The sequence below is a fragment of the Petrimonas mucosa genome, assembly GCF_900095795.1.
Classification (GTDB): domain Bacteria; phylum Bacteroidota; class Bacteroidia; order Bacteroidales; family Dysgonomonadaceae; genus Petrimonas; species Petrimonas mucosa.
Window position 1 is genome coordinate 2,882,802 of sequence record NZ_LT608328.1, and the last position, 26,377, is coordinate 2,909,178.

The window sequence follows — 26,377 nt, forward strand, 5'->3', positions numbered from 1 at the left end:
AAAAGAGAGCGATGAGAGCCGTTTTTCACTCGGGAAGAGAAGAGCTGAGCAGAGAGGCTTTGTCAACCCAGCTGCTTTCATTGCTGCATTCGTATGAACTTTGAGAAAATTGTGCTACTTTTAATGGCAAAAAATGACCTTGGAGAATAAAACAGCGAGATATACTGATGTCATGAAGAGAGAAATTGTACTCTGCTTGCTTTTTTCGGCACTTTGTCTGGGAACCTATTCCCAACCCGTTGAACAGCCTGAGCTCCCGGGGGATCACTCCCCGATTCCGGCCATTGAGTTTACACATTTCCCCAGCAGGATGCATGCATTCATCTGGCGTAACTGGACAACGGTTCCTGCTCTGCGGCTGGCAGAGGTGTTGAATACGACTGTGGAGAATGTAGAGAAGATAGCCCTGTCCATGGGACTGGAGAGACAGAAGGGAATTGACCCGATATGGAGCGGTCCCAAAGGCTACATTACTGTATTGAGGCACAACTGGCACCTGTTGCCCTATGAACAGTTGCTGGTCTTGCTGGGGATGAGCCGACAGGAACTTGCCTGGAGACTGATTGAGGATGACTTTCTTTTTGTAAAGCTGGGTCAATTGAAACCTTACTGCACCCCGTTGTATTACCGTGAACCCTCGCTGCAGATGCAACAGCAGGCAGCCAGCATCTCGAATTGGCTAAGGGAGCTTGACAAGGTCATCGTCCCCGAAACGGCACGTTTTGCATTTACCAGGGATATGTCGTCGGAGGAGAGTGGATGGGAAATGAGAGAAAAGAGTAACCTCGCAATACGGATGGTCTTCTCCTATTTTGCTGAATTCGGCGATCCGCTGAAAGATCCGGAGATCTCCTCCTATCCCGATTTCCTGTTGAAACGACTCTCCGAAAAGGGAATCAATGCCGTATGGGTTCATACGGTACTGCGAACGTTGGTTCCCCCTTCCGGTATCCTTCCCGGAGATGAAGATTATGCAGAGAGGATCGGGAACCTCAACAAGCTGGTTCAAAGAGCCGACAGATATGGCATAAAAGTCTATCTATATGTAAATGAGCCTCGGGCGATGCCTGAAGAGTTCTTTGACAGCCAGGAGAGAAAAGAGCTGATCGGAGTAAAGGGAGGACAGGGTGGAGACCTCTACTCCCTTTGCACCTCAAACAGGATCGTTCACGATTGGCTGAGAGATTCGTTTGAAAAGGTATTCAGCTCCGTACCCGGTTTGGGAGGAGTGTTTACCATCACGGCATCTGAAAACCTGACCAACTGTGCATCGCACGGAAGACATACCCAGTGCGGAAGGTGCAAGGAGCTCCCCTACGACAAGATTATTGCCGAAGTCAATCGGGCCATATTCGAAGGGGTCAAAAAGGGTAATCCCGCCGCCAATGTGCTTGTATATGATTGGGGATGGGACGACAATCAGGCAGAAAAGATTATCCGCCAATTGCCCAAGGATGCCTGGCTCATGTCAGTAAGCGAATGGTCTCTGCCAATTGAACGGGGAGGCATTGAATCAAGAGTGGGCGAATACTCCATATCCTCTGTCGGCCCGGGGCCCCGTGCGCTGCAATATTGGAAATGGGCCAGAGAGGCCGGATTGAAGATTGTCGCCAAGATTCAGGTCAATACAAGCTGGGAAGTGGGTTCTGTGCCCCTGATACCGGCCATGGATCTGATTGCAGAACATGCCGGGAACCTGTCGGACGAATCGATCGACGGTATCATGTTCAGCTGGAGTGTTGGCGGATATCCTTCCAAGAACATGGCACTGTTTCAGGAGGTGTTCAATAATCCGCAGCAAGCCGATTTGGTCCGGTTTGCCGCCCGGTACTACGATAAAAAATCTGCTCCCCATATCCGAAATGCATGGCACTGTTTCTCATCCGGATTTGCAGAATACCCTTACCATATTGGTACATTGTATAACGGACCTCAACATATGGGGGCAGCCAACCTGTTTCATACCCGGCCAACCGGCTATAAAGCCACGATGGTTGGTCTTCCTTATGACGACCTGGCATCGTGGCGCGCCATCTACCCTACCGATACCTGGATCGGACAGATCAGGAAGGTGGCTGAAGGATTTGAGCAGGGTTATCATGAGTTGGGAGAAGCGTTGAGTCTCTGTGAGAGAAAAAACCGCACATCCATCCGGAGGGAGATGGAACTGGCCAAAGTGATCCATCTTCATTTCTCGTCCGTTGCAACTCAAGCGACATTTATCAGGGAGCGCAACAAATACCTCGAGGCGACAGAAGAGGCCCGCCGGCTGAACAGCCTCAAGATCATGGAAGAGTGTGTAAGGGATGAGATGCTCCATGTGAAGGAGCTGCTCCCCCTGGTTCTACGCAATCCTGCCATCGGGTACGAAGCGTCTAACCAATATTTTTATATTCCACAAGATCTGAAGGAGAAATACATAAACCTCAACTACACCCTGAAGTGGATAGAAAAGGAGCGAGAAGTTCACTCATATACCGACAGCGACACCGGACCGATCAGTCCGGCTCCGGGATCTCCACGATAAGGGGTGGGAATGGTCTGATAGTGGTTCGAAAGGGTACTGTATACCAGTACCTCGATCTCGTTTGCACCCTCTTTCACCATTTCGGTAACATCCAATTCGTATGGAGGACTGATCAGGACCCCGGCCGACTGGCCGTTGACCGTCACTTCACAGGTGGCTATCACATCGCCCAGACTTAGCATCACCTGCCTGGCCCCTTCTATCTTCTCCAGTTCATACGACTGACGATAACGGATCCCGCCAGAGTAGTGGCGAAGCGCCCCCTCCTGCGACCAATCACCGCTCTTCATCAGTCCCGTAGATGTCTTCAGCTCTATCGGGCCACACAAAACAGCCGTGCCTTGATATCCGATCTCCGTACGCACCCGGAAGGCGACTGTTGCAGTTCGTTCTCTCTTCTCACTCAATACCACCCGGTAACGGTGATCACCCATATGGTGGATCCGGCTCTTTGCAACCGGTTCCCCATCAATCCAGAGGTCGGTCAATTCACCATGCAACGCCATGGTCATCTCCTCCAGTCCCGGCACCGCTTTAAAGCGATAGATCCACTTGTGGTAAGCACCGCCGTAAGGGTCGTACATCAAATGGCCTCCGGCACCCCAGCGCGACGACACCGCTTCAGCATAACGGGACGGCTTCTCCGGTATTGGCACCCCTTCAGGGTAGAGAAGCACCATTCCCCGCCGACGTGTATCGTTATACAATCCTGTACGGGGCTTATACTCCACCTGTTCCGATCGGTCGTATTGAACCTCCAGAAGGTGCCACCCCTTCTTCAGGTGGACAACTCCGTTGACCTCCCGGCTATCGATCCGTATTTGGCTGGGTATAACCCCCTCGGAAACGATCCGGTAGGAGCCCTTCTCAGGAGCGTAGAGATGGGTTTTGAACCGTTGATTCTCCCCCTTGTCCAGGATAAGGAAGCGGTCGTCCACCTTTCCTTTCAAACCGTGATACCCCTGTGCGCCCGGATTATCCCATACTCCATACTGCCAGGAGAAGGAGAGCGGTATCCAGGGAGTTCCATCTGCACTTGTCATGAATTGGGGACCGTAACCGTAGATACCTTCCTCCCACTTGCTGTCATCATAGTCGGGTTTCATCCAGTCACCGGCGACGCCGTTGTCCGGTGTAAAGCGGAAGGTCCGGGCTTCGGCCCCAATCATACCGTCAAAAGCCGGGAAGCGGAAATCTCCCCACTTGTTCTGAAGAGTAGGCAGCAGTTCAGTCTGCCACTCCTTTTCCAGGGCAACCGTTTGTCTCAGCTGCAAGGTTTTACTCTCCTCATCCGCCATCAGCGGCTCACCGGGCGAGAAAACAATCAGGTAGGAGTTTCCCGTCTCCCGGTTCATCCGGATGCGGGTTCCACTCTCATCCTGCGACAATACGGGACAGACCTGTGCGGTACCGTTGTGGGCGTCCCACAACTCGACACGACCGGTAGCCCGGAAAAAAGATTCACTTCCCTTCTCCACATCCTTCACCATATAGATATCCTTGTCGCCTACCCTGCGGTGCAGCACCTTACCGGCACCATGCTCCGGCTGGAAGTCGGGAGTAATCAGACCGGCAATTTCCCGTTCCGGTGCATCTGGAATATACCACCCCACACCGCCGGCACCATTCACCTGTTTCTTTCCCGCTTTTCCTTCAGCAGCTTCGGCGGCAGTGAGACCAAACAGTTCGCGGAGTATCGTCTCCACCTCTGGATCATCCTCCCCTTTTGAAGTGGTGGCCTTGGGCAGCTTACCCGTAGCCAGCACGATCCCCCCTGCACGGTAGAATGCCAATGCCTGTAGAAGTGAGGAGTGATGCATCGCCTGCATATCGGCCATGATCAATATCTTGTAGCGTTCGTCTGCCATCTGCAGTTCGCGACCGATGATATTGGCCTCCCTCAGGGAGCGGAAATCGACAAAGTCGAAATCCAGTCCTCCATTGCTCAATTTCAACGCCAGATCGAACACACTGTCGGGTTTCATTGAGGGATAGGCCTGTATTGCCTCAGTGGGATAGATCAGTGCAATATCACACACATGCGAACCCTGGCTCAGCAGGAAGCTCATCCGTTCGGTATAGTCGAGCCAACGTTTCATGTGGGACCAGTATGGCATCCGGAAATGGAAATCGGGTGGAGCCCACTCCCACCATCCTCCATGGGTGGAGTAGTAAAGTCCATGCATGCAGACCAGGTTTCCGCCGGCAATAAAATGGTGGTCGATCTGGTCTGTCAGCCACGCCCCCGAACTGCCCCAGCCCATGCTATGAAACGCCTCAAGCCAGGTACGGGGACGACGGTAAAGGTGGGCAATGGAGCTGGAGACTTTAGTTTCAAGGAAGCTCGACCCTCTGGCAGGCGCATCGTTTCCGGGTGCGGTGAACCACGACATTGCCCTAAAATAGTCGATATACGCCACCGGCTCTTTTCCCCTGCCCAGGTTATCGCAACCGTACATCAACCCCCTGTCGGCATGCCACTGGTAGATCGGTTTATAGTAACGCTCCTCGGAGAGGTCCATCAACACTTCACAATAATCCATCCGGATACGGGGGGTGACGGGACCTATCCACGCTTTCAATGCCGGCAGGTAGGGAACGATGTCGTACCCTTTTCTGCGAATAAACTCCTCGCTGAAATCGTCCGACCAGGTGAGCACACGGATGGGATATGCAAGTTCATCCTGGAAAAAATAGTTCATCCCCGCACGGCCTGCATCATCCATTTTCTGTTCAAAACGGTTGAAATATACATCCAGCAGCTTATTGCCATGTTCGGGATGTATCACGTAGCCCGGGGCGGTAGTGATGGTATAGACCTGGCTGACTCCTTTACCCGGGGCACTCCACCGGATGCGTCCTCCCTGGATGTTGTCGGAGAGCACCACCTTGCCTGGCCACGCCACGACAGTCAAGAGATTATCTGGAACAGGCATATCGTAGGTTTCGCCTCCCCTGAGAGTGTCCACCTTGATTACCAGTTCACCCTTGTAGTTCCGGAAGAGCGCCACTGTGTCCAGTTCATCCGGATAGTAGCCATTGCCGTGCCAACCCACCGTATAATCGTCGAGACCGGCACCCAGACCGCGTCGACCTGCTTCACCCGAGAACCAGTTCCAGATCTCCCACCACTCCTCGGAGAAGACCGGCGGTACTCCCGGCTCGGTCATACCAAAAAGGCCGTACCCATTTTTGTTCTCCAGTGTATCGATACGCGGGGAGGTGTGGATATAGCTGACCGCAAAACCGTCGACTGCAGCCGAGGAGAGAATCTCCAACTGCTCCTGCAGTCGCTCTCTCCTGAGCGAATCGCCGTTCCACCAGTAGAAGGGGACATTGCCGTAGCCGGCAGGTGGCGAAGCAAAGTGTTTCAACAGGTCCCGGTCGTAAGTTTTATCCGGATAACCTTTCCATCTTTGCGATTGTCCGGAAACCGGAAAATAGAGTGTCATCAGCAGCAATACAACAAAAGATCTCATTTGCCTGCTTTTTTTGTCTCTATTCATCTCAAGTATTGTTAAGGATATGAGCCTCTCTGCTTAGAACTTGAATGTGAATCCCCCCATCACGTTAAATCCCTGCGCCGGATATCCGTACCAGATATCATACTTCTGGAGCAACAGATTATTGGCCTTCAACTGAATAGAGAACGATTCATTGATATTGTAATGGGCTCCGAGATTGAGGTCGTTGATGTTGTCCATCTTCACGTTGTCGTCGTTGAAGTAAGACCATCTGTCGCCGGCAAAATAATAGTTGAGCAAGAGCTCCAGGTTGCTCATGACAGCATATGTGGCCTGAATGCCGGCTTCGAATCCCGGTTTGCCGTAAGCTTTTGCATCGGTGATGCCGGTCTCCTCAACAGTGTAGATACTCTTTTTTACCCGTACCGATAGATCGAGAGGCGACCAGATATTGGAACGGATCATTCCTCCAACATGGGTATGCGCCAGGTTTGTGTAAAGAGGCTTCAACGACTCTCTGAACAGAACCGGCATATCTGCTGCTCCGTTATAGATCCATCCATCCATGATCCACAAATGGTCGTCGTCGGTTTTCCTGAATCCGCCAAAAAGATCAAACCTGAATCCGCTGACCTCGCCTATCCTGGCTCCGGCCTCGAGATCGACAATCGAGAATGATGATCTCACCTGTGTCATCGGTGTCACGTAACGCACCTCGCTCATCACATCGAGAAAACTGTTATCGTCGATCCCCCCCTTTATGTTTGCGTAGAGGGAAGAGTGGTCGGCCACCTTCAGGTCCAGCTCAACATTCGGTGCAACCCTGAATTTTGTGCCTCCAGACATCTGGAACTGCAGGTCGGCTCCCAAACGGGCTTTCCAGCTCAATCCGCTGAATGCGACAAAAGGATTGGCACTCAAGATGGAGAGGTTGTCAAACTCTCCCGAATAGAAAACGCCGAGGAACTTACCGTCAACCCCTACCCGGGTGTCACCCTCCTGGTATGGCTTGTCGATTCCTATTCCCAAATCGATATAATTTCCCTTCAGTCCGTCACTCGTCGGTGTGAGACCATAGCCGGTGGCGAAGTTCCGGTAATCGAAAGATCCGCTGTAATTGACACGGTCCGATCTGTCCGACTCCATCCCCAATCCCAGGTTGAAAACGCCCAGCGTCTGGTTCTCATTGTCGTAATGACGGTCGTTCCCGAAAGTATTGCCGTAATAGTTGAACGCGGTGTGCGAATAGGCTGCCTTGAGATCAAGCTTGAATGTACTGAGAAGATGTCCGTATCGGAGCTGTCCCGCATTCTCCATAAAAAAGGCCTTGTTGTCGGCCGGCTCACTCTCCTGCACGTAGGAGATGTCACCTCCGGTTGAACTGTGCAGAAAATTGACTGTCAGACTGTTCTTTTCGTTTTCCACCAGCCGGTATCCAAGGACTCCGTCGATATTGGCATAATTTCCGGCACCAAGCGAAACATATCCCCTTTTCGTATTGTAAGGGATAGCCGTCATTATATCGGCCGGATTGGGAACAGCAATTTCCAACGGCGGGGTAGTTCTGCCTGCCCATGATGAATAACCGGTATTGGCCTTCTTGATTGCAGGTTGCGGAACTGCCGGCAATGAATTGATCTTGTTGGCATCCTGCAGTGTGGGGTTGAACTCACGTTGCAGCTCCATCTGACGGCGCAACAACGAATCCTGTTGTTGTGCAAAAACCCCGGTCGAAACCAGTAACAGGGCTATACTGTATATTGTCTTTTTCATCATCCGTTTTCAATTGAAAGTTATAGATTGCTTAATCGCTCGTTGATCATTTGCTGAATATCAGCCTCGGCACCTTTATAATTGTTCTTCAGGCTTTCAAGGTATTGTTTGGCCTGGAATTCATCACCCTTTGCCCTGTAGGTATCCGACAGGACAATCAGTGCACGGGCCATCCAGTACTGATGGGGCGTGCCCTTCTGCATGAACGCCTTCACCTGCGATTCGGCCCTGTCGTACGACTTCCACCGGTAGTAGGTATCGGCGAGGATAAATTGCGCCTCGGCTCCATATACGTTTCGGGTATCCTGTGCGAGAAGCTGGAAATCCTCCATCGCTTTCTCCACCTCGTTGACCTGCTGTAGCGATTTTCCTCGCAGGTATCTTGCCTCTGCAGACACTTCGGGCGAAAGGTTGGCATTGGCCAGCAGGGTTGTTGCCGCTCGTGCCGCCTCGTGGTAGCTGCCTAACCGGTATTGTGTGCGGACAATACCCATCTGTCCCGTTTGCTGGCTATTCTGGTTCCGACCGGAGTTTGCCAGCCTGGAGTAATCGGCCAGCGCCTGATTAAGGTTCCCGTTGTTATATTCGTAAGCTGAGAGATAGATCAACGCATCGTCGAGGTATTTGACACTGTTGGCATCGGCCACTTTTCTGAAATAGGATGCAGCCTGTTGCTTGTTGCCATTCCCGTCGGCAATGAGTCCCAGGTAGTAGTTGGCATCTGTATGGTAAGCTCCGTTGGGATAACTTTGCAGGTAACGCAGCATGGCCGATTCGGCTTCTGACTTGGACCCGCGCATGTAGACACTTTCGGCAGCCAGGTAAGTGAGGGAATCCTGGCGCGACACCGTGATACGCATTCCTCCCGGCAACGAGTTGGCGTAGTTGACATATGACTCGATGTCATTGAGTTCACTGTAGACAGTTTCGAGCGACAACAGGGCGGTTTTGGCATCGTCCGTACCGGGAAATTTGGAGATCACATTCTTGTATGCAGTGATGCTGTTCTGGTAATTTCCGGTATTATAATAGAGTTGACCCAACTGGATGCCGGCCTGGCTCGACAAGGCACTGTTGGGATAGTTCGAGACCAGCTGTTGCAATACGTTTATCGCTTCACCTTCACGGTTCATCATCACCAGTGCGCGACTCTTTTCGTAGAGGGCATCATCGATATACTGGGAGTTGGGATAACGACGCATCAGATCGTCCAGCGCATCTACCTTGCCCTGGTAATTGCGTTGCAGTCCCATCACGAATGCCTTCTGGTAAGCTGCATAATCGGCCGCAGCGGGGTTGGCCGCAGCGGCTACACTGTAAAAACGCTCTGCTTCCGCAAAATTGCGGTTATAGTAGTAGCAGTCGCCTATCCGGTTATGGGCATCGGCAAATTCAATCCGGCTCTTGTTGTTCTCGGCAGCAACATATTGCTGAAATGCAGCGACTGCCGATGAGAACTGGTTTTGCTTGAATCGGGCGTAACCGAGGTTATACCAGCCCATGGCATAGTTTTCATCGGCCGGTGATGCCTTTTGGGTGAAAACCTGAAAATCGGAAGCAGCATTCGGATAATTGCCCATACGATAATGTGCCTCACCACGCCAGTAATAGGAGTTGTTCCGGGCTTTAAGATCATAATCACCCATGCCAATGGCATTGTTGAAATATTGTACCGCCCCGTTCATGTCGCCATTGATAAACTCCTGAGCTCCCAGCTGGAAAAGGACCATCTGTTTTGCCTCCAGGATACGGCGACCGGGTCGCGATATGCGGTTTATGGCCGCAAGGGCTGCCTGGTAATCCTTGGTGGTGAGAAAAGTCTCCGCCAGAATATCGTTTACCTGATCGGTATATGGTGAAGCGGGAAACTCCTTGAGGAAATTTTCGAAAAGCGTGATAGACTCGCTGAAGACCGAAAAGTTGGTTTCATGTGCCAGCAGAGCATAATTGAACATGGCGGTTTCACGGACCTTCGGATCGAAATTGTCGCGTGAAGCAGCTTCAAAAGCCATTTGCGCCTGCTGCTTCTCTCCCAGCTTCAAACGGGTTTGTCCTATTTGCAACAGAGCGTTTTGGGTAAGCGCATCCCGTTCGCCAACCGCCTTTTGAAACATTTGTACCGCTTCGTTATACTTTCTGGCCTCCACGTAGGAGAGTCCCATGAAATAGGCATCCCCCCGCAACGGTTGGGCAGTGGCGGCAAAATAGTTCTCGTAATAGGGGATGGCAGTAGTTGTCTTTCCCTGACGATAGAGACTGTTGCCCAGTATGCGGTACATCTCGGTAGCGTGTTCACTGCGCGGATAGCTGTTCAGAAACGATTCCGCGAGACGGACAGCTTCATCCAGTCTGTTATTGAAGAAGGTGGATTGCGCAGAGTAGAAAGCTACCTGCTCCCCGAACTCGGGATGGTTGCGCAGTGACTCGAAACGGCTCAGGGCTGCTTCATATTTACCGGTAGAATAATCGATATACCCTGCGTAGAAATTGCCGGCATCACGATATTTTCTGCTGTTCTTCGAGAGCAGGCCAAAGAGCCGGTAGGCCTCCTCCCTGTTGCCCAGTTGCAGATTGGCATAGGCGCTCCGGAAACTGAACTCCTCCTGTTCTGCCGGTATCAGGTAATCCAGATCGGCCTGATCGAACCAGAAACGGGCCAGTTTCCACTCTTTTTTATCAAAATGAGAAGAGCCAATCAAAAATTTCAATCTATGGTGGTAGATAGATTCAGGATACTCGTCCAGGAACTCCTTCATCCGGTCACCGCTATTCTCCACCCCCTTGTAGAAGGATGAAACGGCAATCATATATTTCGCCTCCTCCTTAAGCAGACGGTCGCTGCTTACCGGAACATACTGCAATAACAACTCCTGGGCACCGGTGTAGTTTCCCTCCAGAAACATCTCCTTTCCCTGGTTGAATAGCTTCAGGGGCTGGTGGTGGTAAACTGTCCGCTGTGCCATTGTCAGGTGTATTGCAAGGACAAATGATAACAGGAAGATCGTTTTTTTCATACGACTAAAATTATTTATTTTCAACGGTTCGCATAAAACCCGATATGCTCTCTACCGGAATGAACAGGCACTCCTTTCATTTCATGCGTCAATCAGATTCACTTCAATTTTTTTTACAGACTCATTAAATTCTAAATATCTGCCAATATCTTTTCAATTCCCTTACGGATTGAGACCAGTCCGAAATCGGCCGGATGAAGTCTCTCTTTTTTGATAAAGAAGAGGTCCGACACATCATCCATCGGCTTCATCTCACTTACATCCGACACCCTGCATCGAAAGAAAAGATCCATCGTGTGCACTTCGAATCCCGAATATAGGTAAATATTCGGAATGGAGAAAAGGTAGTGTGGCGCAGAGATCAACAATCCCGTCTCTTCCTGGATCTCGCGGACAACAGCCTCTTCCGCCGTCTCATACATGTCCACAAATCCGCCAGGGAGATCGAAGGTTCCCTTTGCCGGCTCTTTTGCTCTCCTGGCGATCAACAGTTCACCCTTTTCATTTTCAATCAGCGCCACAACTGCCGCAGACGAATTGAAGTAGTAGGTGAATCCGCACTCCGCACACCTCTTCGACTTCATGTTGTTCTCGAAAAAGTGCGGTGAACCGCACTTGGGGCAAAAATTAAACTGTTGCAGGGGGTGTTTCATCTTGTCGTTACCTCCACAATTCCTGTTTTAGGCAGTTCCCGGTTGCGTTTTTCAACCGCCTCCACCACATTATCGGCCAGATGGGCAAAAGCCATGCCTGTAATGGTATCGGGATTAAGCGCCACCGGTTGTCCGTCGTCGCCCCCCTCCCTGATGGACTGTACGATGGGAATCTGACCCAGCAGGGCATATCCGTTCTGTTCGGCCAACTGCTTACATCCATCCTTTCCAAAGATATAGTATCTATTTTCGGGCAATTCGGCAGGAGTAAACCATGCCATGTTTTCTACCAGCCCCAAGATGGGCACATTCACCTTCTCCCCCGTGAACATGCTGATCCCCTTACGGGCATCGGCCAAGGCCACCTCCTGCGGAGTACTTACTATAACGGCTCCGGTAATGGGAAGAGTCTGAACCAGTGTCAAATGGATATCACTCGTCCCCGGAGGGAAGTCGATCAGAAAATAGTCCAGTTCGCCCCAGTCGGCATCGGCAATAAGTTGTTTCAGCGCATTGCTCGCCATGGCACCGCGCCATACCACGGCATCCTCCTTCTTGACGAAAAATCCGATGGAAAGCATCTTGATTCCGTAATTCTCAACGGGAACTATCAAATCCCGACCGTCAACATTCTCAGTATAGACGGGAACATCTTCAACACCAAGCATCCGGGGGACAGATGGGCCGAAAATATCGGCATCGAGCAATCCCACCTTGTAACCCTTCTGGGCAAGTGCAATGGCCAGGTTCGTGCACACGGTGCTCTTCCCCACTCCTCCCTTTCCAGATGCCACGGCAACAATGTTCTTCACTTCAGGCAACAGTTCGGGCAGAGCTGGCCTCGGCGGCTGTTTCGACTTCACCGAGATGTTGCCCTTAATCTCGATATCGGGATCGGCATAAGTTAGAATTGCCTGTTCAGCCATCTTGACCAGCGACTTGATGAACGGGTCGTGCTGTTTTTCGGTGACAAGCGAAAAACTGACCTTCATTCCGTCAATACGGATATCATCTTCCACCATTCCGGCAGATACGATATCCTGTCCCGTTCCCGGGTAGCGCACATGTTTGAGTGCGTCGATAATCAATTGAGGATATATAGCCATATGCATTTTTATCTAGAGACGGGCATCACGGCCAAAGCTTCGGTATTCATCTTTTTCAATCTTGATATCCGGCTCCTTCCAGTTTTCCTTCTTCTGGCTCAGGAATCGGAGATATTTGATGGTTAAACCGCGCGCACGCCACTGTTGTTCATAAAAAGTTTGAATAGTTAATACTTTATCGCAGATTCCTGATCCATACAGATCATCGGTGTCCGTTAAAACCGTCAGGCCGTTCTCTTCGATCATGGCTTTGGTATAGGTATAAAGGAAGTTGCTGTCGGTCTTCAGATGGATCTCACCACGCTCCCCCAGGATCTGACTGTAGGTTCTCATGAAGCGGGTGGAAGTAAGCCGCTTGTTGACCTTGGACATCTGCGGATCGGGAAAGGTAATCCAGATCTCCGACACCTCGTTCTCTGCAAAGAAATGGTGGATCAGCTCGATATGGGTACGCAGAAAAGCCACATTGGCCAGTTTTTCATTCAACGCCTGAGTGGCACCGGTCCACATCCGGGCCCCTTTTATATCGATCCCGATAAAGTTCTTTTCGGGAAACAGCTGTGCCAGTCCCACCGTGTATTCTCCTTTTCCACATCCCAGTTCGAGCACGACCGGATTGTCGTTCCTAAAATAATCGGTTCTCCACTTCCCCTTGAGCGGAAAGCCTCCTTGTTGCAATGTAGAGAAGGTATATTGAAAAACATTCGGATAGGTGGCCATATCCGCAAATTTCGACAACTTGTTTTTTCCCATTTCCGGTTTACTACATATTCTGTACACAAAAATACAAATTTACTTTAAATATGGCACATATACCCTGCAAACAACACGGTTTTTGGAGGGCAGATTGTTACTTCAGCTGCATTTTGAACATCCTCCATCCCTTTATTATAGAGTTGGTTATTAGGCTTGCCATTCTCTCTATTTTTTTGGCGATTCTTTGATAAAGTTTCAATTTATTACTTACCTTTGTCAAGTGAATCACACTAAAACACTTTTAATATTATGAAAGTAAATGACATAATGACACAGCTCGAGGCCAAACATCCCGGGGAGAGTGAATACCTACAGGCGGTTAGAGAGGTATTGACCTCAATCGAAGAGGTTTACAATCAGCACCCGGAGTTTGAGAAGGCGGGAATTGTGGAACGGATGGTGGAACCCGACAGGATTTTCACCTTCAGGGTACCTTGGGTAGACGACAATGGAAAGGTTCATGTAAACATCGGCTACCGTGTTCAGTTCAACGGGGCCATCGGTCCCTACAAGGGGGGCATTCGCTTCCACCCTTCAGTAACCCTCTCCACCCTTAAATTCCTGGGGTTTGAGCAGACATTCAAAAATGCACTGACCACACTACCGATGGGTGGAGGAAAAGGGGGATCGGACTTCTCGCCCAAAGGTCGTTCAGATGCAGAGATCATGCGTTTCTGCCAGGCCTTTGTCACCGAACTCTGGCGCGATCTGGGTCCCGACACCGACGTTCCTGCCGGCGATATCGGAGTAGGTGGACGCGAAGTGGGTTATATGTTCGGCATGTACAAGAAGCTGGCCCGCGAACATACGGGTACTTTTACAGGAAAGGGACGCTCATTTGGAGGATCACGGCTTAGACCGGAAGCCACCGGATTTGGAGCCCTCTACTTTGTAAACCGGATGTGCGAGACCCACAACATCGATCTGAAAGGCAAAACAGTAGCGGTATCCGGTTTTGGTAACGTTGCCTGGGGTGCCACCATGAAGGCGACCGAACTGGGAGCCAAAGTGGTCACCATCTCCGGTCCCGACGGCTATATATACGACGAAGAGGGAATCAACACTCCCGAAAAATTCAATTACATGTTGGAGCTCAGGAATTCGGGGAACGATGTGGTAGCCCCATATGCCGACGAGTTTCCGAATGCGGAGTTCTTTCCCGGCAAGAAACCATGGGAACGCAAAGTAGATATTGCACTGCCCTGTGCCATCCAGAACGAGCTGAACCTGGAGGATGCCAGGAAACTGAAAGAAAATGGGGTAATGCTTGTGGCAGAAGTATCCAACATGGGTTGTACGGCAGAGGCGGTCGATTTCTTCATCGAGAACAAGATTCTGTTCGGCCCCGGCAAAGCTGTAAACGCAGGCGGGGTAGCATGCTCCGGACTGGAAATGACCCAGAACGCCATGCATATCTCCTGGAGCAATGAAGAGGTGGACAGATGGCTGCATCAGATCATGAACGATATCCATGAACAGTGTGTTGCTCACGGGAGGGAAGGAGATTATATCAATTACGTCAAAGGTGCCAACATTGCAGGCTTCATGAAAGTGGCCGATGCCATGATGGCCCAAGGCGTATTGTGAGAGATATCGCTAATACTATTGAATGAAACCACAGAAGAGCCGTAAGGATGATTGCCTTGCGGCTCTTTTCATGAAAACCGGTTGACCCTTCCTGCCCCTTGTCGTTATTTTTCTTACCTTTGCATATCTTGAAATTTGCAGCCTGTAATGATCCCTTTCCTCTACCGAGTAGCAGAAACATTCTATTCTGAATACCTAAACGAGGTATACAGACTGACATTTGTCTTCCCCAACAAACGTGCCGGCGTTTTCTTCCAGAAGTACCTGGCAGAGATTGCCGGAAAACCGGTTTTCTCTCCCCGCATCATTACCATCCAGGAGCTGTTCGAGTCTCTCTCCGTCTACCGGATCGCCGACAGGACAGAGATGCTGGTGATGCTGTACGGGGAGTACATCCGCATTAGCCGTTCGGAAGAGTCTTTTGATGACTTTCTCTACTGGGGGGAGATATTGCTGAACGACTTCAATGACCTCGACAAACACCTGGCAGATGCCCGGCAACTTTTCAGGAACATCCACAACCTGAAGTCGATGGATGACGATCTCTCCTACCTCACCCCAGAGCAGGTGGATGCCATCCGCCGGTTCTGGGCAAGTTTCATGCCTTATGAAGGGAATGAGACCAAACAGGAGTTCCTGGAGATGTGGCAGATCCTGTTCGAACTCTACACCGCGTTGCGGGAGGCCCTTCAGTTGAAAGGGCATGCTTATGAGGGAATGATGTTCCGGGAAGTGGCCGAGCGGGCCAGGAGGAAGGAGGAGATGGAACTTCCCTTTTCAGAACTGGTGTTCGTCGGCCTGAATGCACTCACTCCCTCCGAAACGGCACTGATGAACTATCTGAAGGGAATGGGTGTAGCCGATTTCTATTGGGATTACGAATCACCGCTGGTCCGCGACAAAAAGAACCGTGCTTCCCGTTGGATCCGTGAGCATCAGCTCCACTTCCCTTCAAAACGGGAACTCGTCCCCGACAAACCGGAGAGTGGAAAGAGCGCCATAAGCCTGATAGGAATCCCTTCCGGGGTGGGACAGGCAAAGATCGTAAACCGTTTGCTGACGCAGCTGCTCTGCGAAAATAAGATTGGCGGATCCGACGCTGCTCTGAACACGGCGATCGTGTTACCTGATGAGAAGCTGCTGTTGCCCGTTCTCTATTCCATCCCCCAGGAGATTGAAAAGATCAACGTTACGATGGGCTATTCGCTGCAACACTCAGCCATAGCCAGCCTGACGGAAAACCTGGCCAAGCTCCATCACAATACCAGGGAGATGGATGGTGAGACGGCGTTCTATTTCAGGTTCGTGCTGGCGGTGCTCAATCATCCGCTGGTGACTCTCATCGCAAGAGCTGAAATTGAAGAGCTGAAATACTTTATCCAACAGCACAACCGCGTTCTCATCAAAGCCTCGGAACTGGCTGTGCACCCTTTCCTGAAGCATATCTTCTCACCTATCTCAAACTGGCAGGAGACCAGCGAATACCTCAAGATAATTTTGTCTGAAATTTACCGTCACCTCACATCCGAAAAAGAGGCTGACAAGGAAGAAGTTGCAGGCGACACACGCTCTATCGACCTGGAACGGGAATTTGTTGTCCAGTATTACAAGTCGATAATCCGACTGCAAGAGACACTCACCCCGGTACGGGAGATATCGGTCGACACCTTTTTCCGCCTGTTCAAGCGACTAACCCAAAACCTCAGCGTTTCGTTCTCGGGAGAACCGTTGTCGGGCTTACAGGTGATGGGGGTGCTGGAAACGCGCGTGATAGACTTCGAGAACCTGATCATCCTATCGATGAACGAGGGAGTTTTTCCGCTCAAGAATGGTTCAAATTCGTTTATTCCCTATACCCTCCGCAAGGCTTTCGAGCTGCCAACCTACGAACATCAGGAGAGCACCTACGCCTACCATTTCTACCGGATGATAAGTCGCGCCAAACGGGTATATATGCTCTACGACACACGTAACGAGGAGATACAGAGTGGGGAGGTAAGCCGCTATTTCCATCAGTTGAAATACCTCTACGGCGATTACTTCCGGATTGAAGAGCGAACCGTATCGTATGATGTATCGGCACCACAGGTTTCACCGGTCTCGGTTGTGAAGAGAGCCGAAGTGATGAGCAAGCTGCAGAAGTTTCGTGCCGGCGGGGATGCCTGCCTCTCCGCCTCACTTGTCAACAACTACATCAACTGTCCCCTGCAGTTCTATTTCTCGGCCGTTGAAGGATTGTCGGAAGAGAAGGAGGTGCAGGAGTCGGTGGAGGCGGACGTGTTTGGAACCATGTATCACGCCATCATGCAGCAGATATACAACCGGTACAGGAACAAAACGGTAGTGCCAGACACATTGAATGCCATCGCCCAGAATGACGAATATCTGACCGGGCTGATCGAACAAGCTTTTGCCGAACACTATTTCAGGCAGAAAGAGAAACCGCGTGAGCTCACTGGACACCACTACCTGATCGGGGAGATTCTGCGGGATTATGTTAAACAGACCCTCCGATTCGACACCGCCTTCACACCGTTTGAATATATCGATTCCGAGCACCGGTTTCGCTCGGTCTACCAGGTTAGCGATGAGTTGTCGGTAAACGTGAAAGGGAGTATCGACAGGATAGACAAGGTAGCCGGGCATATTCGCATCATCGACTACAAATCGGGAAAAGGTGAGCTCAAGTTCAAGGATATCGACCAGCTTTTCGACGGCAGCAGGGCAAACCGCCCCTATCAGCTGCTCCAGGTTTTCTTCTATGCACTTTTCTACAACAGCTCCTTCCCAGTTTCCCCCGCCGTCTACTACCTGAGGAACATTTTCCGGGAACACAACCCTACCGTCACCTTCGAGGGGGAGCCTGTCACCGATGCTTCGGTTCATCTCCCCGCTTTTACTGAAAAAATGAATGCTGTTCTGCTGGAAATTTTCGATCAGAATATCCCTTTTACCCAGACGCAAAACGAGAAGAATTGTGAATGGTGTGCCTTTAAGGAGATTTGCAGGAGGTGAGCGGGCTACCAACCGCCTACCCTGCCGCCTCCGCCGCCCATCCCAGAGAATCCGCCCCCGAAAGAGCCGCTGCTCCAGTTTCCACCGCCCGAACTGGAGGAGTGGGGAGGAGTAGCCGCATGGTTGACGGTGTTTGACAGGGTGCTGCTGAGCATATGTCCGAAACGGGCAGGCGGCATGACCGTCCCTGCGAACCAGGGCGGCTGATAGGGTTGCGGCTGCTGCATGGAACCCAGCAGCCTCTTTTCAAACTTCTCTCCCCAGATATCTTCCATCCCCAATGCGATGGCATAAGGGAGTAGCTGTTCAAATACTTCAGGAGTAATCGTCGGCGGATTAAAAAACTGCAACAACTTCTCTTCAGCTGTATCCATATAGATTTTCAACCCCTCAATCTGCGATTGCAGGTAGAGTTTTCTCTCGTCGGGCCGCCTGATCAGGAAACTGTATGCCATAAATCCAATGACTATCAACGGAAAGCCCACAATAAAGCCGATTGCATTCATGGAGAGGCTATCTCCCCTGAAAATCAACAGCAGACTCAGTGAACTTATACCCAAAGCAACTCCCAACGCGCAACTGAACCACCCTATTCTGGATCTTCCTACTCTTTTCCGCAGGATCAGCGACAGGAGTATCACAACCGGAAAGGAGAACAGCGCCACTACAATGTAGAGACCCACCTGTCGTACCGGTTCAAATCTCACAAAATAAAACAGTAGACAAAGATAGAAGATCAGGATGATCCAGGGCAGCACCATGAATTTTCGGTTGGCACCCTCCCTCAACAGGGGCCTGAACTGACGGTTGAGCTCTCTCCTGAAATGGTCCATCAGCTCCGCAATTGCGGCGTTGTACTTCCCGTCAAGCACCACTTCATTGTCTTGCTTAAAGAGACGTTCCAACACCAGGCTCTCCTCCTGGGGAAGCGTATCATCCTTCTCCTTTAGCCTGACAAGTGTATATACCCTATCCTTCCTGCGCAGCAGGGACGGGCGTTCGCTCTCGCTGATACGCAAAAACCCCTTCACTGCAAGGTTTACGATGGCAGGCGTTATCAGATCGTTCCAGTACTTCTCTTTGTGGAGCATCCCCACACTTGCGGGAGAGAGCCCTTCCGGCGGTGAGAATTGAGGAATTACCACCGGTCTTGGCGGGTCGACCCCATATCTCCTCCAGGTAAAAAAGTAGTAGGTCAGAAGCAACAGAAAGAGGATCGCACTTGCGATCGGCAACCCATTCCTGTCGAAAAAAGTTGACGGAACCGGTCCGGAGTAGAGGTTCCGGCCCGTTGCCGGCGGGGTGACAACACCCTTAACAAAACCTACTGAGAGGGTCAACATCTGCTGCGGGGCAACCGATACTGCTTCCAGATAGAGCGACCCGTCGGGTAGCGTTTCGGCCCTGCAATCCTCTTTTGTCGACCCGTATTCTCCCACATAACACCTGTAGCTCACTATCTCTGCCCCTTCGGGAAGCCGGACAACAACAGTGACGGTATCGAGCGTATGGTCGGACAATCCATTTACGTTCCAGCTCAACTCGTCGTACTCCTCTAAAAAAACGATCTGGCCGGAAGTGATATAATCGAGGGTGTAGGTGTACCAACCGGCATCGAGGAGACGATCACTCTTCCCGACGTAGACTATCCGGTCGTCTCCTTCACGTTCGGAGAAAAAGGGTTCAGGCTCTCCATTCTTTCTGGCGCTCACGATATCGTACTCCACAGCCACTCTGTTACCGTCCTTGTCTGAACGGGTCAGCGGCAAGGCACGGGTAATTCCCCGTTTGAAAATCTTGCCTCCTGCAAAGATGCCGATCTCTTCCCGAACCGAAATATAACCGGAAACATCAACCGTCACCTGGGAGCGGAATGTATATACCTTCTCCTCCTGGGCAAAGCCCGGGAAAAGAATGCATAGGGAAAAAAGAAAGAATAGCGCGCGTTTCATTCAAAACCTTACTTGCGGCACCGTTTTCTCCTCCTCATTCTCCAATTCGAAAAAAAGCGACTTGGAAAAACTGAACATTCCTGCAATTATATTGCTCGGGAAGGTATCGATCACGATGTTCTTTTCGCGGACAAGACCGTTGTAGAACCTGCGTGACTTCTCGATATCCGATTCAACAATGCTGAGTTGATGCTGCAGCTGCATGAAGTTCTCATTGGCTTTCAGCTCGGGATATTGTTCGGCAACAGCAAGCAGACTTATCAATGCCTTGTTTAGATCATTTTCGGCCGCCTCCCTCGATTTCAAATCATTGACTCTCATCGCATTGGCACGGGCTCGCGTCACCCGTTGAAAGGTCTCGCTTTCATGCGTGGCATATCCCTTAACGGTTTCAACCAGGTTCGGAATAAGATCGTACCGCTTTTTCAATTGTACATTTATCCCGCTCCAGGCCTCTTCTACAATTGTTCTCAACTTGACTAGCCTGTTATAGGTTGATATACTGTAAAGCAAAAAGATTACCGCTACTGCAAGGATGACTATTAATACGACAAATCCTGTTCCCATAATTGAAAAATTTAATAAGCGGATGTGAAAATGCAATATATCAACACAATCCGACCAAAATTGATACTATCTTAAAAACAAAAAATAAATTACACTTGTTCAACCTGTAACAGTAAATTATTTTTGCTTACTTTTGATAGGCGACGGTCAACCCGTTGCGGTGAACGATCGAGGGAAAGCAATTGAGTAATAACAAAATAAAAGAAGTATACATTTTATGAAGAATTTTATTTTTCAAAATCCCACCAAACTGGTGTTTGGGAAAGGAGAAATTGCCAGGTTAAATGAACTGATTCCCCAATCGGTCAATCTGATGGTTACCTTCGGCGGCGGCAGCGTAACAAAAAACGGGGTATACGACCAGGTGAAGGCCGCATTGAAAGGTCGCAACTTCATCGAATTCTGGGGCATTGAACCCAATCCGCATGTCGAGACGTTGCGCAAAGCCATTGAGTTGGGGAAAAGCAACAATATCGACTACCTACTGGCGGTAGGTGGCGGTTCGGTGCTGGATGGTACAAAACTGGTCGCCGCAGGCATCGCATCGGATGAAGATGCATGGGATATTGTACTGAAAGGGTTCGCTGAAAGACAGATACCCTTCTCGTCCGTACTGACAGTTCCGGCAACCGGTTCGGAGATGAACGGTGGAGCCGTGATTACCCGTGCCGAAACCAGGGAGAAATTTGCTTTCGGCGGCAATTATCCCCACTTCTCCATCCTCGATCCGGAGGTAACCTACTCACTCTCCAGCCACCAGATTGCATGCGGTCTTGCCGATGCCTACACCCATGTGCTGGAGCAATATCTCACCACCCCGGGCCAATCGAGACTGATGGACCGATGGGCAGAGGGCATATTACTCTCCATCATTGAGATTGCACCACAAATAAAGGAGAACCCGCACAATTACGATCTGATGGCCGACTACATGCTGGCGGCCACCCTGGCACTGAACGACTTCATCCGCATGGGTGTTACACAGGACTGGGCAACCCATCAGATCGGTCACGAGCTTACGGCACTGCACGGCATCACACACGGACATACCCTTGCAATAGTAATGCCCGGCACAATGCGTGTGCTGAAGGATCAGAAAGAGGGAAAACTGCTGCAGTATGGCGAACGGGTTTTCGGAATCACCGAAGGGACTGTAGAGGAACGGGTGGAGAAAGCCATCGAGAAGACCGAAGCATTCTACCGCTCGCTGGGTTTGACCACCCGGTTGTCGGAAGAGAAGGTCGGCAATGAAACTATCGAGATTATTGCAAACCGGTTCAACACCCGCGGTGTTGCGTTCGGTGAAAACCGCAACGTGACGGGAGATGTTGCACGAAAAATCCTACATGCATGTCTGTAACTACTGCAGTAATGAAGAGACACCTCATCTCCCTCTTTTTGGTCGCCACCCTTTCAATTCCGGGGATTTCGGCGGCAGACGACACCCGAATGTTGCGCTATCCCGACATCAACGGAGATCTGATCGCTTTTGTCTACGCCGGCGATATCTGGACGGTCAAGGCCTCCGGCGGTGAAGCCAAACGACTCACCTCTCATGCGGGAATTGAACTTTTCCCTAAGATTTCACCCGACGGAAAATGGATCGCCTTCTCGGCAGAATACTCCGGTAACCGTCAGATCTGGGTGATGCCTGCCGAAGGCGGTACAGCGCGTCAACTGACCTTCTACAATTCAGAAGGAGTGATGCCTCCACGTGGAGGATTCGACAATGTGGTGCTCGACTGGACACCCGACAGCAAACGGATTCTCTTCCGTGCAAACCGCACCTCTTTCGGGGAACGCAACGGTAAATATTTCACGGTAAGTATCGATGGCGGGATGGAAGAGCCACTTCCCCTGGTGAATGGGGGGTTTGCCAAATTTTCCCCCGACGGGTCACAACTCTGTTTCACTCCGGTCGACCGTGAATTTCGCACTTGGAAACGTTATAAAGGTGGTCGCGCCACCGAACTGTGGACCTACGATCTAAAAAGCAATACCTCCAAACAGATTACTCACTGGGCAGGCAGCGATCAATGGCCCACATGGCATGGAGATTATATCTTTTATGCCTCCGACCGGGATACGCGGCTGAACATCTGGCGCTACAACAGGGTAAACGGGGAGAATGTGCAAATAACCCACCACAAAGAGTTCGATGTGATGTGGCCATCGGGACGAAACGGAAAACTGGTATATGAGAATGGCGGATACCTCTATCTGCTCAATCTCGATTCGGGAACCTCCGAGAGAATCACTGTCTCCATCAGCTACGACAATCCCAATTTATTGCCCTATTTCCGTAACGTAAAAGATTTCATCGGGAGCTACTCCCTCTCACCATCAGGTAAGCGAGCCCTGTTTGATGCCAGGGGCGACATCTTCTCCGTTCCGGTGGAGAACGGCGAGATCGAGAACCTGACCCGTACACAGGGCATTCGGGAGATTTTCCCGGCATGGTCGCCCGACGGTAAAAACATTGTCTACTATTCCGATGCTACCGGTGAGTATGAAATCTATCTGCTCGAAAACAGGAAAGGGGCACAACCCAGACAACTTACAAAGGGGTCGAAAGCCTGGAAGTATGCTGCGGAATGGTCGCCCGACAGCAAATATCTGCTATATAGCGACCGTACGCTAAAGCTTTGGCTGGTTGATGCAGCATCCGGCAAGCAAACCGTGATAGATGAAGCTACGGCCGAGGAGATTCGCGACTACTCCTTTTCGCCCGACGGGGAGTGGATAGCTTACAGCAAATCATCACCCAACTACCAGTCGGCCTTGTGGCTATACCGGATCTCGACCGGCACCAGGCATCAGATCACCGATGCCTCATTCTCCGACATGCAACCGAGATTCAGTCGAGACGGAAAGTTTCTCTTCTTCACTTCAAACAGGGATTTCAATCTTGCTTTCAGCAGTTTTGAGTTCGATTACCTCTATAACAACGCCGGGCGCATCTATGCCCTGCCATTGCGAAACGACGGTACAACACTGACCCGCTATAAGAACGATACCGAACCTTCCGACAGCAGCAAAAACGATTCCATTCAGGCTTCAGCGAAGGGCAAGACACCGTTGAAGGTGGAGATCGATCTGGAGAACATCGAGAGCCGCATTGTGGCGCTTCCTGTCGAACCGGGAGATTATCTCATCATCGGAGCAGTGGAGGAAGGGTTGCTCTATGCCTCGGGCAACAAGATCATGCGTTACAATATCAACAGTGAAAAGAGTGAAGAGATTCTCGACGGGGCTGGTAACGGAAGTTTGAGCGCTGACGGAAAATCGCTTATCTACCGTATCGGCAATGATTATGCCGTAGCGAAGAACCAACCGGGCCAAAAGGGGGGAGCGGACAAGATTGAGCTGACCAACCTGACGATGAAGATTGAACTGCGCAAGGAGTGGAACCAGATCTACGCCGATGCATTCCGCATTTTCCGAGACTATTTCTACGTGAACAACCTGCACGGCGTCGATTGGGAAGGGATAAAAAAAACGTACGGAGCCCTGCTGCCACACGTTCCCAGCCGCTTCGACCTGGATTACATCCTGAACGAGATCGTGAGTGAGACCAATACCGGTCACGCTTACGTGGATTGGGGCGATATCGGCAAGGTGGCCCGGGTAGATGGCGGTCTGCTCGGAGCCGAACTGGAGGCCGACCTGTCGGCAAAGAGATATATCATCCGGAAGATTTATGCGGGTGAGAACTGGAATGAAAGCCGGCGCTCGCCGCTTACCGAAAACGGTATCGATGTGAAAGAGGGAGATTACCTGATCAGCATCAACGGGAAGGAGCTCACCACCGACACCAATCCGTATGAACTGCTCGAGAACTGGGGCAACAGGCATGTTGAACTGGCCGTCAACAGCACCCCTTCGGCTTCGGGAGCGAGGAGCTACACCGTAAAGACCATCACTTCCGAACATGAACTGCGCTACCTCGACTGGGTCAACGAGCGCCGGAAAATGGTAGATAACCTCTCGAACGGCAAGATAGGTTACATCCATGTGCCCAACACAGCCGTTGAGGGGAACCGGGAACTCTTCAGGGGAATATACTCCTATAACGACAAGGAGGCCCTTATCATCGACGACCGCTATAATGGTGGCGGTTTTATTCCCGACCGGATGATCGATCTGCTCAACCGGCGCACATTGGTTTACTGGCATCGCAACGGACTGCCCCAACCGATGAAATCGCCCGGAATAGCACACGACGGTCCAAAAGTGATGCTCATCAACGGTTACTCATCTTCAGGGGGTGACGCCTTTCCCTACTTTTTCAGAAAGACCGGGGAGGGAAAACTTATCGGCACGCGCACCTGGGGGGGACTGGTGGGTATTTCCGGAAATGCCCGTCTGGTTGACGGCGGTTATATATCCGTGCCCAGGTTCGGTATTTACGACAACGGCGAGTGGATCATCGAAGGGGTCGGGGTATATCCCGACATCGAAGTGGTGGACCGTCCCGAAGCATTGGCCAAAGGAGAGGATCCCTGCATTGAAAAGGCAGTTGAGGTACTACTCGACGAGTTGAAGGAGAATCCACGCAAACCGGTTACGGGGCCTGCGCCCCCAGACAGGTCGAAATGGATTGAGAAGGAGATCAAGTAACATCAGGATAACAGCCCGGGAACCAGATCATGAACAGGTCAGGTACCCGGGCAGTTAACATTAAGAAATCACAGCAATATGAAAATCATTAGAATTGCAGCGCTCATTCTGCTGACATGGCTCTTTGTATCGGCCTCCTGCATCGAACAGCAGGAGAGTGTCGAGCAGCCTACTGAACAGGAACCGCAGGCAGGAAACCTGCCCCCGGTGGAGACAGGAAAAGCCAATACCGGCTATAAGCCTGCATTTGAGGGACAGACCCGGATTGCAGGGGTGAAAACGACAACCCCCTACGAAGCGACAGTTATAGCAGAGGGGCTGTCGAGACCTTGGGCCGTCACGGCCCTACCCGACGGTAGATTGGTCATCACGGAGAAGAGTGGTACCATGCGCATCGCCACTACCGAGGGGATCGTCACTCCCCCAATCACCGGATTCCCACCCGTTGACGACCGGAACCAGGGAGGGTTACTCGATGTGGCACCGGCTCCCGACTTTGAGAGCAGCCGGATACTATATTTCACTTTTGCCGAAAAGGGAGCGGAAGGGTCACTTACAGCGGTGGGCAAAGGAAAGCTTTCCGCCGACGAAACGATTATCGAAAACTTTCAAGTCATCTTCCGGGCAATTCCCTATTTCGACAACAGCATGCATTTTGGCAGCCGCATTGCCCTCGACAGTGAAGGAAACATTTTTGTCTCCACCGGCGAACGTTCAGATCTGCGCACAAGACCCAATGCGCAACTACTCAATACAGGGCATGGGAAAGTGATCCGCATCACCGCCGAAGGGCAACCGGTTGCAGACAACCCCTTTATTCATACGGCAGGAGCTTTACCCGAAATATACTCCTACGGTCATCGGAACCCGCAAGGAGTGGATATCCATCCGGTCACCCGGGAGCTCTGGTTGTCGGAAATGGGACCACGTGGAGGAGATGAGATCAACCTGATCAAACCTGGCAAAAACTACGGATGGCCCGAAATCACATATGGCATTGAGTATAGCGGAGCCCCCATCAGTGAAGGAGCTACGCAAAAAGAGGGGATGGAACAACCTGTCTACTACTGGGATCCGGTCCTCTCACCCAGCGGAATGGCCTTTTACACCTCCAATGAGATCCCCGAATGGCAAAACAACCTGTTTATAGGGGGATTGAGCAGCAAGCATATTGCACGGATCGTATTGAAAGACAACAGGGTTATTGGCGAAGAGCGGTTGCTCTCCGGCGAGAATCAACGGTTTCGCGATATCGGCAACGGAAAGGACGGGGCACTTTATGCCGTAACCGACGAAGGGCGGCTATACCGGATTGCCAGAAAGTAAGGCAATCCGGTTATCGA

At 51.1% G+C, this 26,377-nt stretch carries 14 protein-coding genes; 6 read left to right on the forward strand and 8 right to left on the reverse strand.

Features of this window, described 5'->3' with window-relative positions; translation table 11 throughout:
- Positions 1 to 172: 172 nt before the first annotated feature.
- A complete protein-coding gene (locus ING2E5A_RS11495; protein WP_154670084.1) occupies positions 173 to 2,527 on the forward strand; it encodes a hypothetical protein in 2,355 nt (784 codons plus the stop codon).
- Here ING2E5A_RS11495 and ING2E5A_RS11500 read toward each other — a convergent pair.
- From ING2E5A_RS11500 to trmB, 6 genes are all read right to left on the reverse strand, one after another.
- Positions 2,467 to 6,033 carry a glycosyl hydrolase gene (locus tag ING2E5A_RS11500; RefSeq protein WP_231960380.1) on the reverse strand — a complete coding sequence of 1,189 codons (3,567 nt, stop codon included), beginning with the start codon at positions 6,031 to 6,033 and terminating at the stop codon, positions 2,467 to 2,469. The two genes, ING2E5A_RS11495 and ING2E5A_RS11500, sit on opposite strands and share 61 nt — an antisense overlap.
- 33 nt (positions 6,034 to 6,066) lie before the next feature.
- Positions 6,067 to 7,767 carry a TonB-dependent receptor gene (locus ING2E5A_RS11505; RefSeq protein WP_071137517.1) on the reverse strand — a complete coding sequence of 567 codons (1,701 nt, stop codon included), beginning with the start codon at positions 7,765 to 7,767 and terminating at the stop codon, positions 6,067 to 6,069.
- Between the two features lie 17 nt (positions 7,768 to 7,784).
- Positions 7,785 to 10,778, reverse strand: a complete 2,994-nt coding sequence (locus ING2E5A_RS11510; RefSeq protein WP_071137518.1) for a tetratricopeptide repeat protein — start codon at positions 10,776 to 10,778, stop codon at positions 7,785 to 7,787.
- A 131-nt stretch (positions 10,779 to 10,909) separates the two neighbouring features.
- A complete protein-coding gene (locus tag ING2E5A_RS11515) occupies positions 10,910 to 11,431 on the reverse strand; it encodes an NUDIX hydrolase (protein WP_071137519.1) in 522 nt (173 codons plus the stop codon).
- Positions 11,428 to 12,537: an Mrp/NBP35 family ATP-binding protein gene (locus ING2E5A_RS11520; protein ID WP_071137520.1), complete on the reverse strand. Its 1,110-nt coding sequence runs from the start codon at positions 12,535 to 12,537 to the stop codon at positions 11,428 to 11,430. The genes ING2E5A_RS11515 and ING2E5A_RS11520 overlap by 4 nt, the downstream gene beginning before the upstream one ends.
- A gap of 12 nt (positions 12,538 to 12,549) precedes the next feature.
- Positions 12,550 to 13,290: a tRNA (guanosine(46)-N7)-methyltransferase TrmB gene (gene trmB / locus ING2E5A_RS11525; RefSeq protein WP_071137521.1), complete on the reverse strand. Its 741-nt coding sequence runs from the start codon at positions 13,288 to 13,290 to the stop codon at positions 12,550 to 12,552.
- 252 nt (positions 13,291 to 13,542) lie between these two features.
- On the opposite strand from trmB, the gene gdhA reads away from it, so the two are divergent.
- Together gdhA and ING2E5A_RS11535 are read left to right on the forward strand one after the other, a co-directional pair.
- A complete protein-coding gene (gene gdhA / locus ING2E5A_RS11530) occupies positions 13,543 to 14,880 on the forward strand; it encodes an NADP-specific glutamate dehydrogenase (RefSeq protein WP_071137522.1) in 1,338 nt (445 codons plus the stop codon).
- 147 nt (positions 14,881 to 15,027) lie between these two features.
- Positions 15,028 to 17,895, forward strand: coding sequence for a PD-(D/E)XK nuclease family protein (locus ING2E5A_RS11535; protein WP_071137523.1), 2,868 nt, complete (start codon positions 15,028 to 15,030; stop codon positions 17,893 to 17,895).
- Positions 17,896 to 17,900: 5 nt separating this feature from the next.
- Here the strand turns inward: ING2E5A_RS11535 and ING2E5A_RS11540 are convergent, their stop codons facing one another.
- Positions 17,901 to 19,847, reverse strand: coding sequence for a DUF2207 domain-containing protein (locus tag ING2E5A_RS11540; RefSeq protein WP_071137524.1), 1,947 nt, complete (start codon positions 19,845 to 19,847; stop codon positions 17,901 to 17,903).
- The gene (locus tag ING2E5A_RS11545; RefSeq protein ID WP_071137525.1) at positions 19,848 to 20,414 is read right to left on the reverse strand and encodes a LemA family protein; all 567 of its coding nucleotides are present in this window, start codon (positions 20,412 to 20,414) and stop codon (positions 19,848 to 19,850) included. It abuts the gene before it with no gap.
- 217 nt (positions 20,415 to 20,631) lie between these two features.
- On the opposite strand from ING2E5A_RS11545, the gene ING2E5A_RS11550 reads away from it, so the two are divergent.
- From ING2E5A_RS11550 to ING2E5A_RS11560, 3 genes are all read left to right on the forward strand, one after another.
- On the forward strand, positions 20,632 to 21,774 hold the full coding sequence (locus ING2E5A_RS11550; RefSeq protein ID WP_071137526.1) for an iron-containing alcohol dehydrogenase: 1,143 nt from the start codon (positions 20,632 to 20,634) through the stop codon (positions 21,772 to 21,774).
- Positions 21,765 to 25,034 (forward strand): S41 family peptidase, encoded by a 3,270-nt coding sequence (locus ING2E5A_RS11555; protein WP_231960381.1) that lies wholly within the window; start codon positions 21,765 to 21,767, stop codon positions 25,032 to 25,034. Before ING2E5A_RS11550 ends, ING2E5A_RS11555 begins: the two co-directional genes overlap by 10 nt.
- Before the next feature lie 78 nt (positions 25,035 to 25,112).
- Positions 25,113 to 26,360 carry a PQQ-dependent sugar dehydrogenase gene (locus ING2E5A_RS11560; RefSeq protein WP_071137527.1) on the forward strand — a complete coding sequence of 416 codons (1,248 nt, stop codon included), beginning with the start codon at positions 25,113 to 25,115 and terminating at the stop codon, positions 26,358 to 26,360.
- The last annotated feature ends 17 nt before the right edge of the window (positions 26,361 to 26,377 follow it).

Excerpts from the sequence above, each read along its gene's own strand:
- ING2E5A_RS11510 (WP_071137518.1), bottom strand. The coding sequence starts at position 10,778 with ATGAAAAAAACGATCTTCCTGTTATCATTTGTCCTTGCAATACACCTG.
- gdhA (WP_071137522.1), top strand. The coding sequence starts at position 13,543 with ATGAAAGTAAATGACATAATGACACAGCTCGAGGCCAAACATCCCGGG.
- ING2E5A_RS11550 (WP_071137526.1), top strand. The coding sequence starts at position 20,632 with ATGAAGAATTTTATTTTTCAAAATCCCACCAAACTGGTGTTTGGGAAA.
- ING2E5A_RS11520 (WP_071137520.1), bottom strand. The coding sequence starts at position 12,537 with ATGGCTATATATCCTCAATTGATTATCGACGCACTCAAACATGTGCGC.
- ING2E5A_RS11560 (WP_071137527.1), top strand. The coding sequence starts at position 25,113 with ATGAAAATCATTAGAATTGCAGCGCTCATTCTGCTGACATGGCTCTTT.
- ING2E5A_RS11500 (WP_231960380.1), bottom strand. The coding sequence starts at position 6,033 with ATGAATAGAGACAAAAAAAGCAGGCAAATGAGATCTTTTGTTGTATTG.
- ING2E5A_RS11505 (WP_071137517.1), bottom strand. The coding sequence starts at position 7,767 with ATGATGAAAAAGACAATATACAGTATAGCCCTGTTACTGGTTTCGACC.
- ING2E5A_RS11495 (WP_154670084.1), top strand. The coding sequence starts at position 173 with ATGAAGAGAGAAATTGTACTCTGCTTGCTTTTTTCGGCACTTTGTCTG.
- ING2E5A_RS11545 (WP_071137525.1), bottom strand. The coding sequence starts at position 20,414 with ATGGGAACAGGATTTGTCGTATTAATAGTCATCCTTGCAGTAGCGGTA.
- trmB (WP_071137521.1), bottom strand. The coding sequence starts at position 13,290 with ATGGGAAAAAACAAGTTGTCGAAATTTGCGGATATGGCCACCTATCCG.
- ING2E5A_RS11555 (WP_231960381.1), top strand. The coding sequence starts at position 21,765 with ATGTCTGTAACTACTGCAGTAATGAAGAGACACCTCATCTCCCTCTTT.
- ING2E5A_RS11515 (WP_071137519.1), bottom strand. The coding sequence starts at position 11,431 with ATGAAACACCCCCTGCAACAGTTTAATTTTTGCCCCAAGTGCGGTTCA.
- ING2E5A_RS11535 (WP_071137523.1), top strand. The coding sequence starts at position 15,028 with ATGATCCCTTTCCTCTACCGAGTAGCAGAAACATTCTATTCTGAATAC.
- ING2E5A_RS11540 (WP_071137524.1), bottom strand. The coding sequence starts at position 19,847 with ATGAAACGCGCGCTATTCTTTCTTTTTTCCCTATGCATTCTTTTCCCG.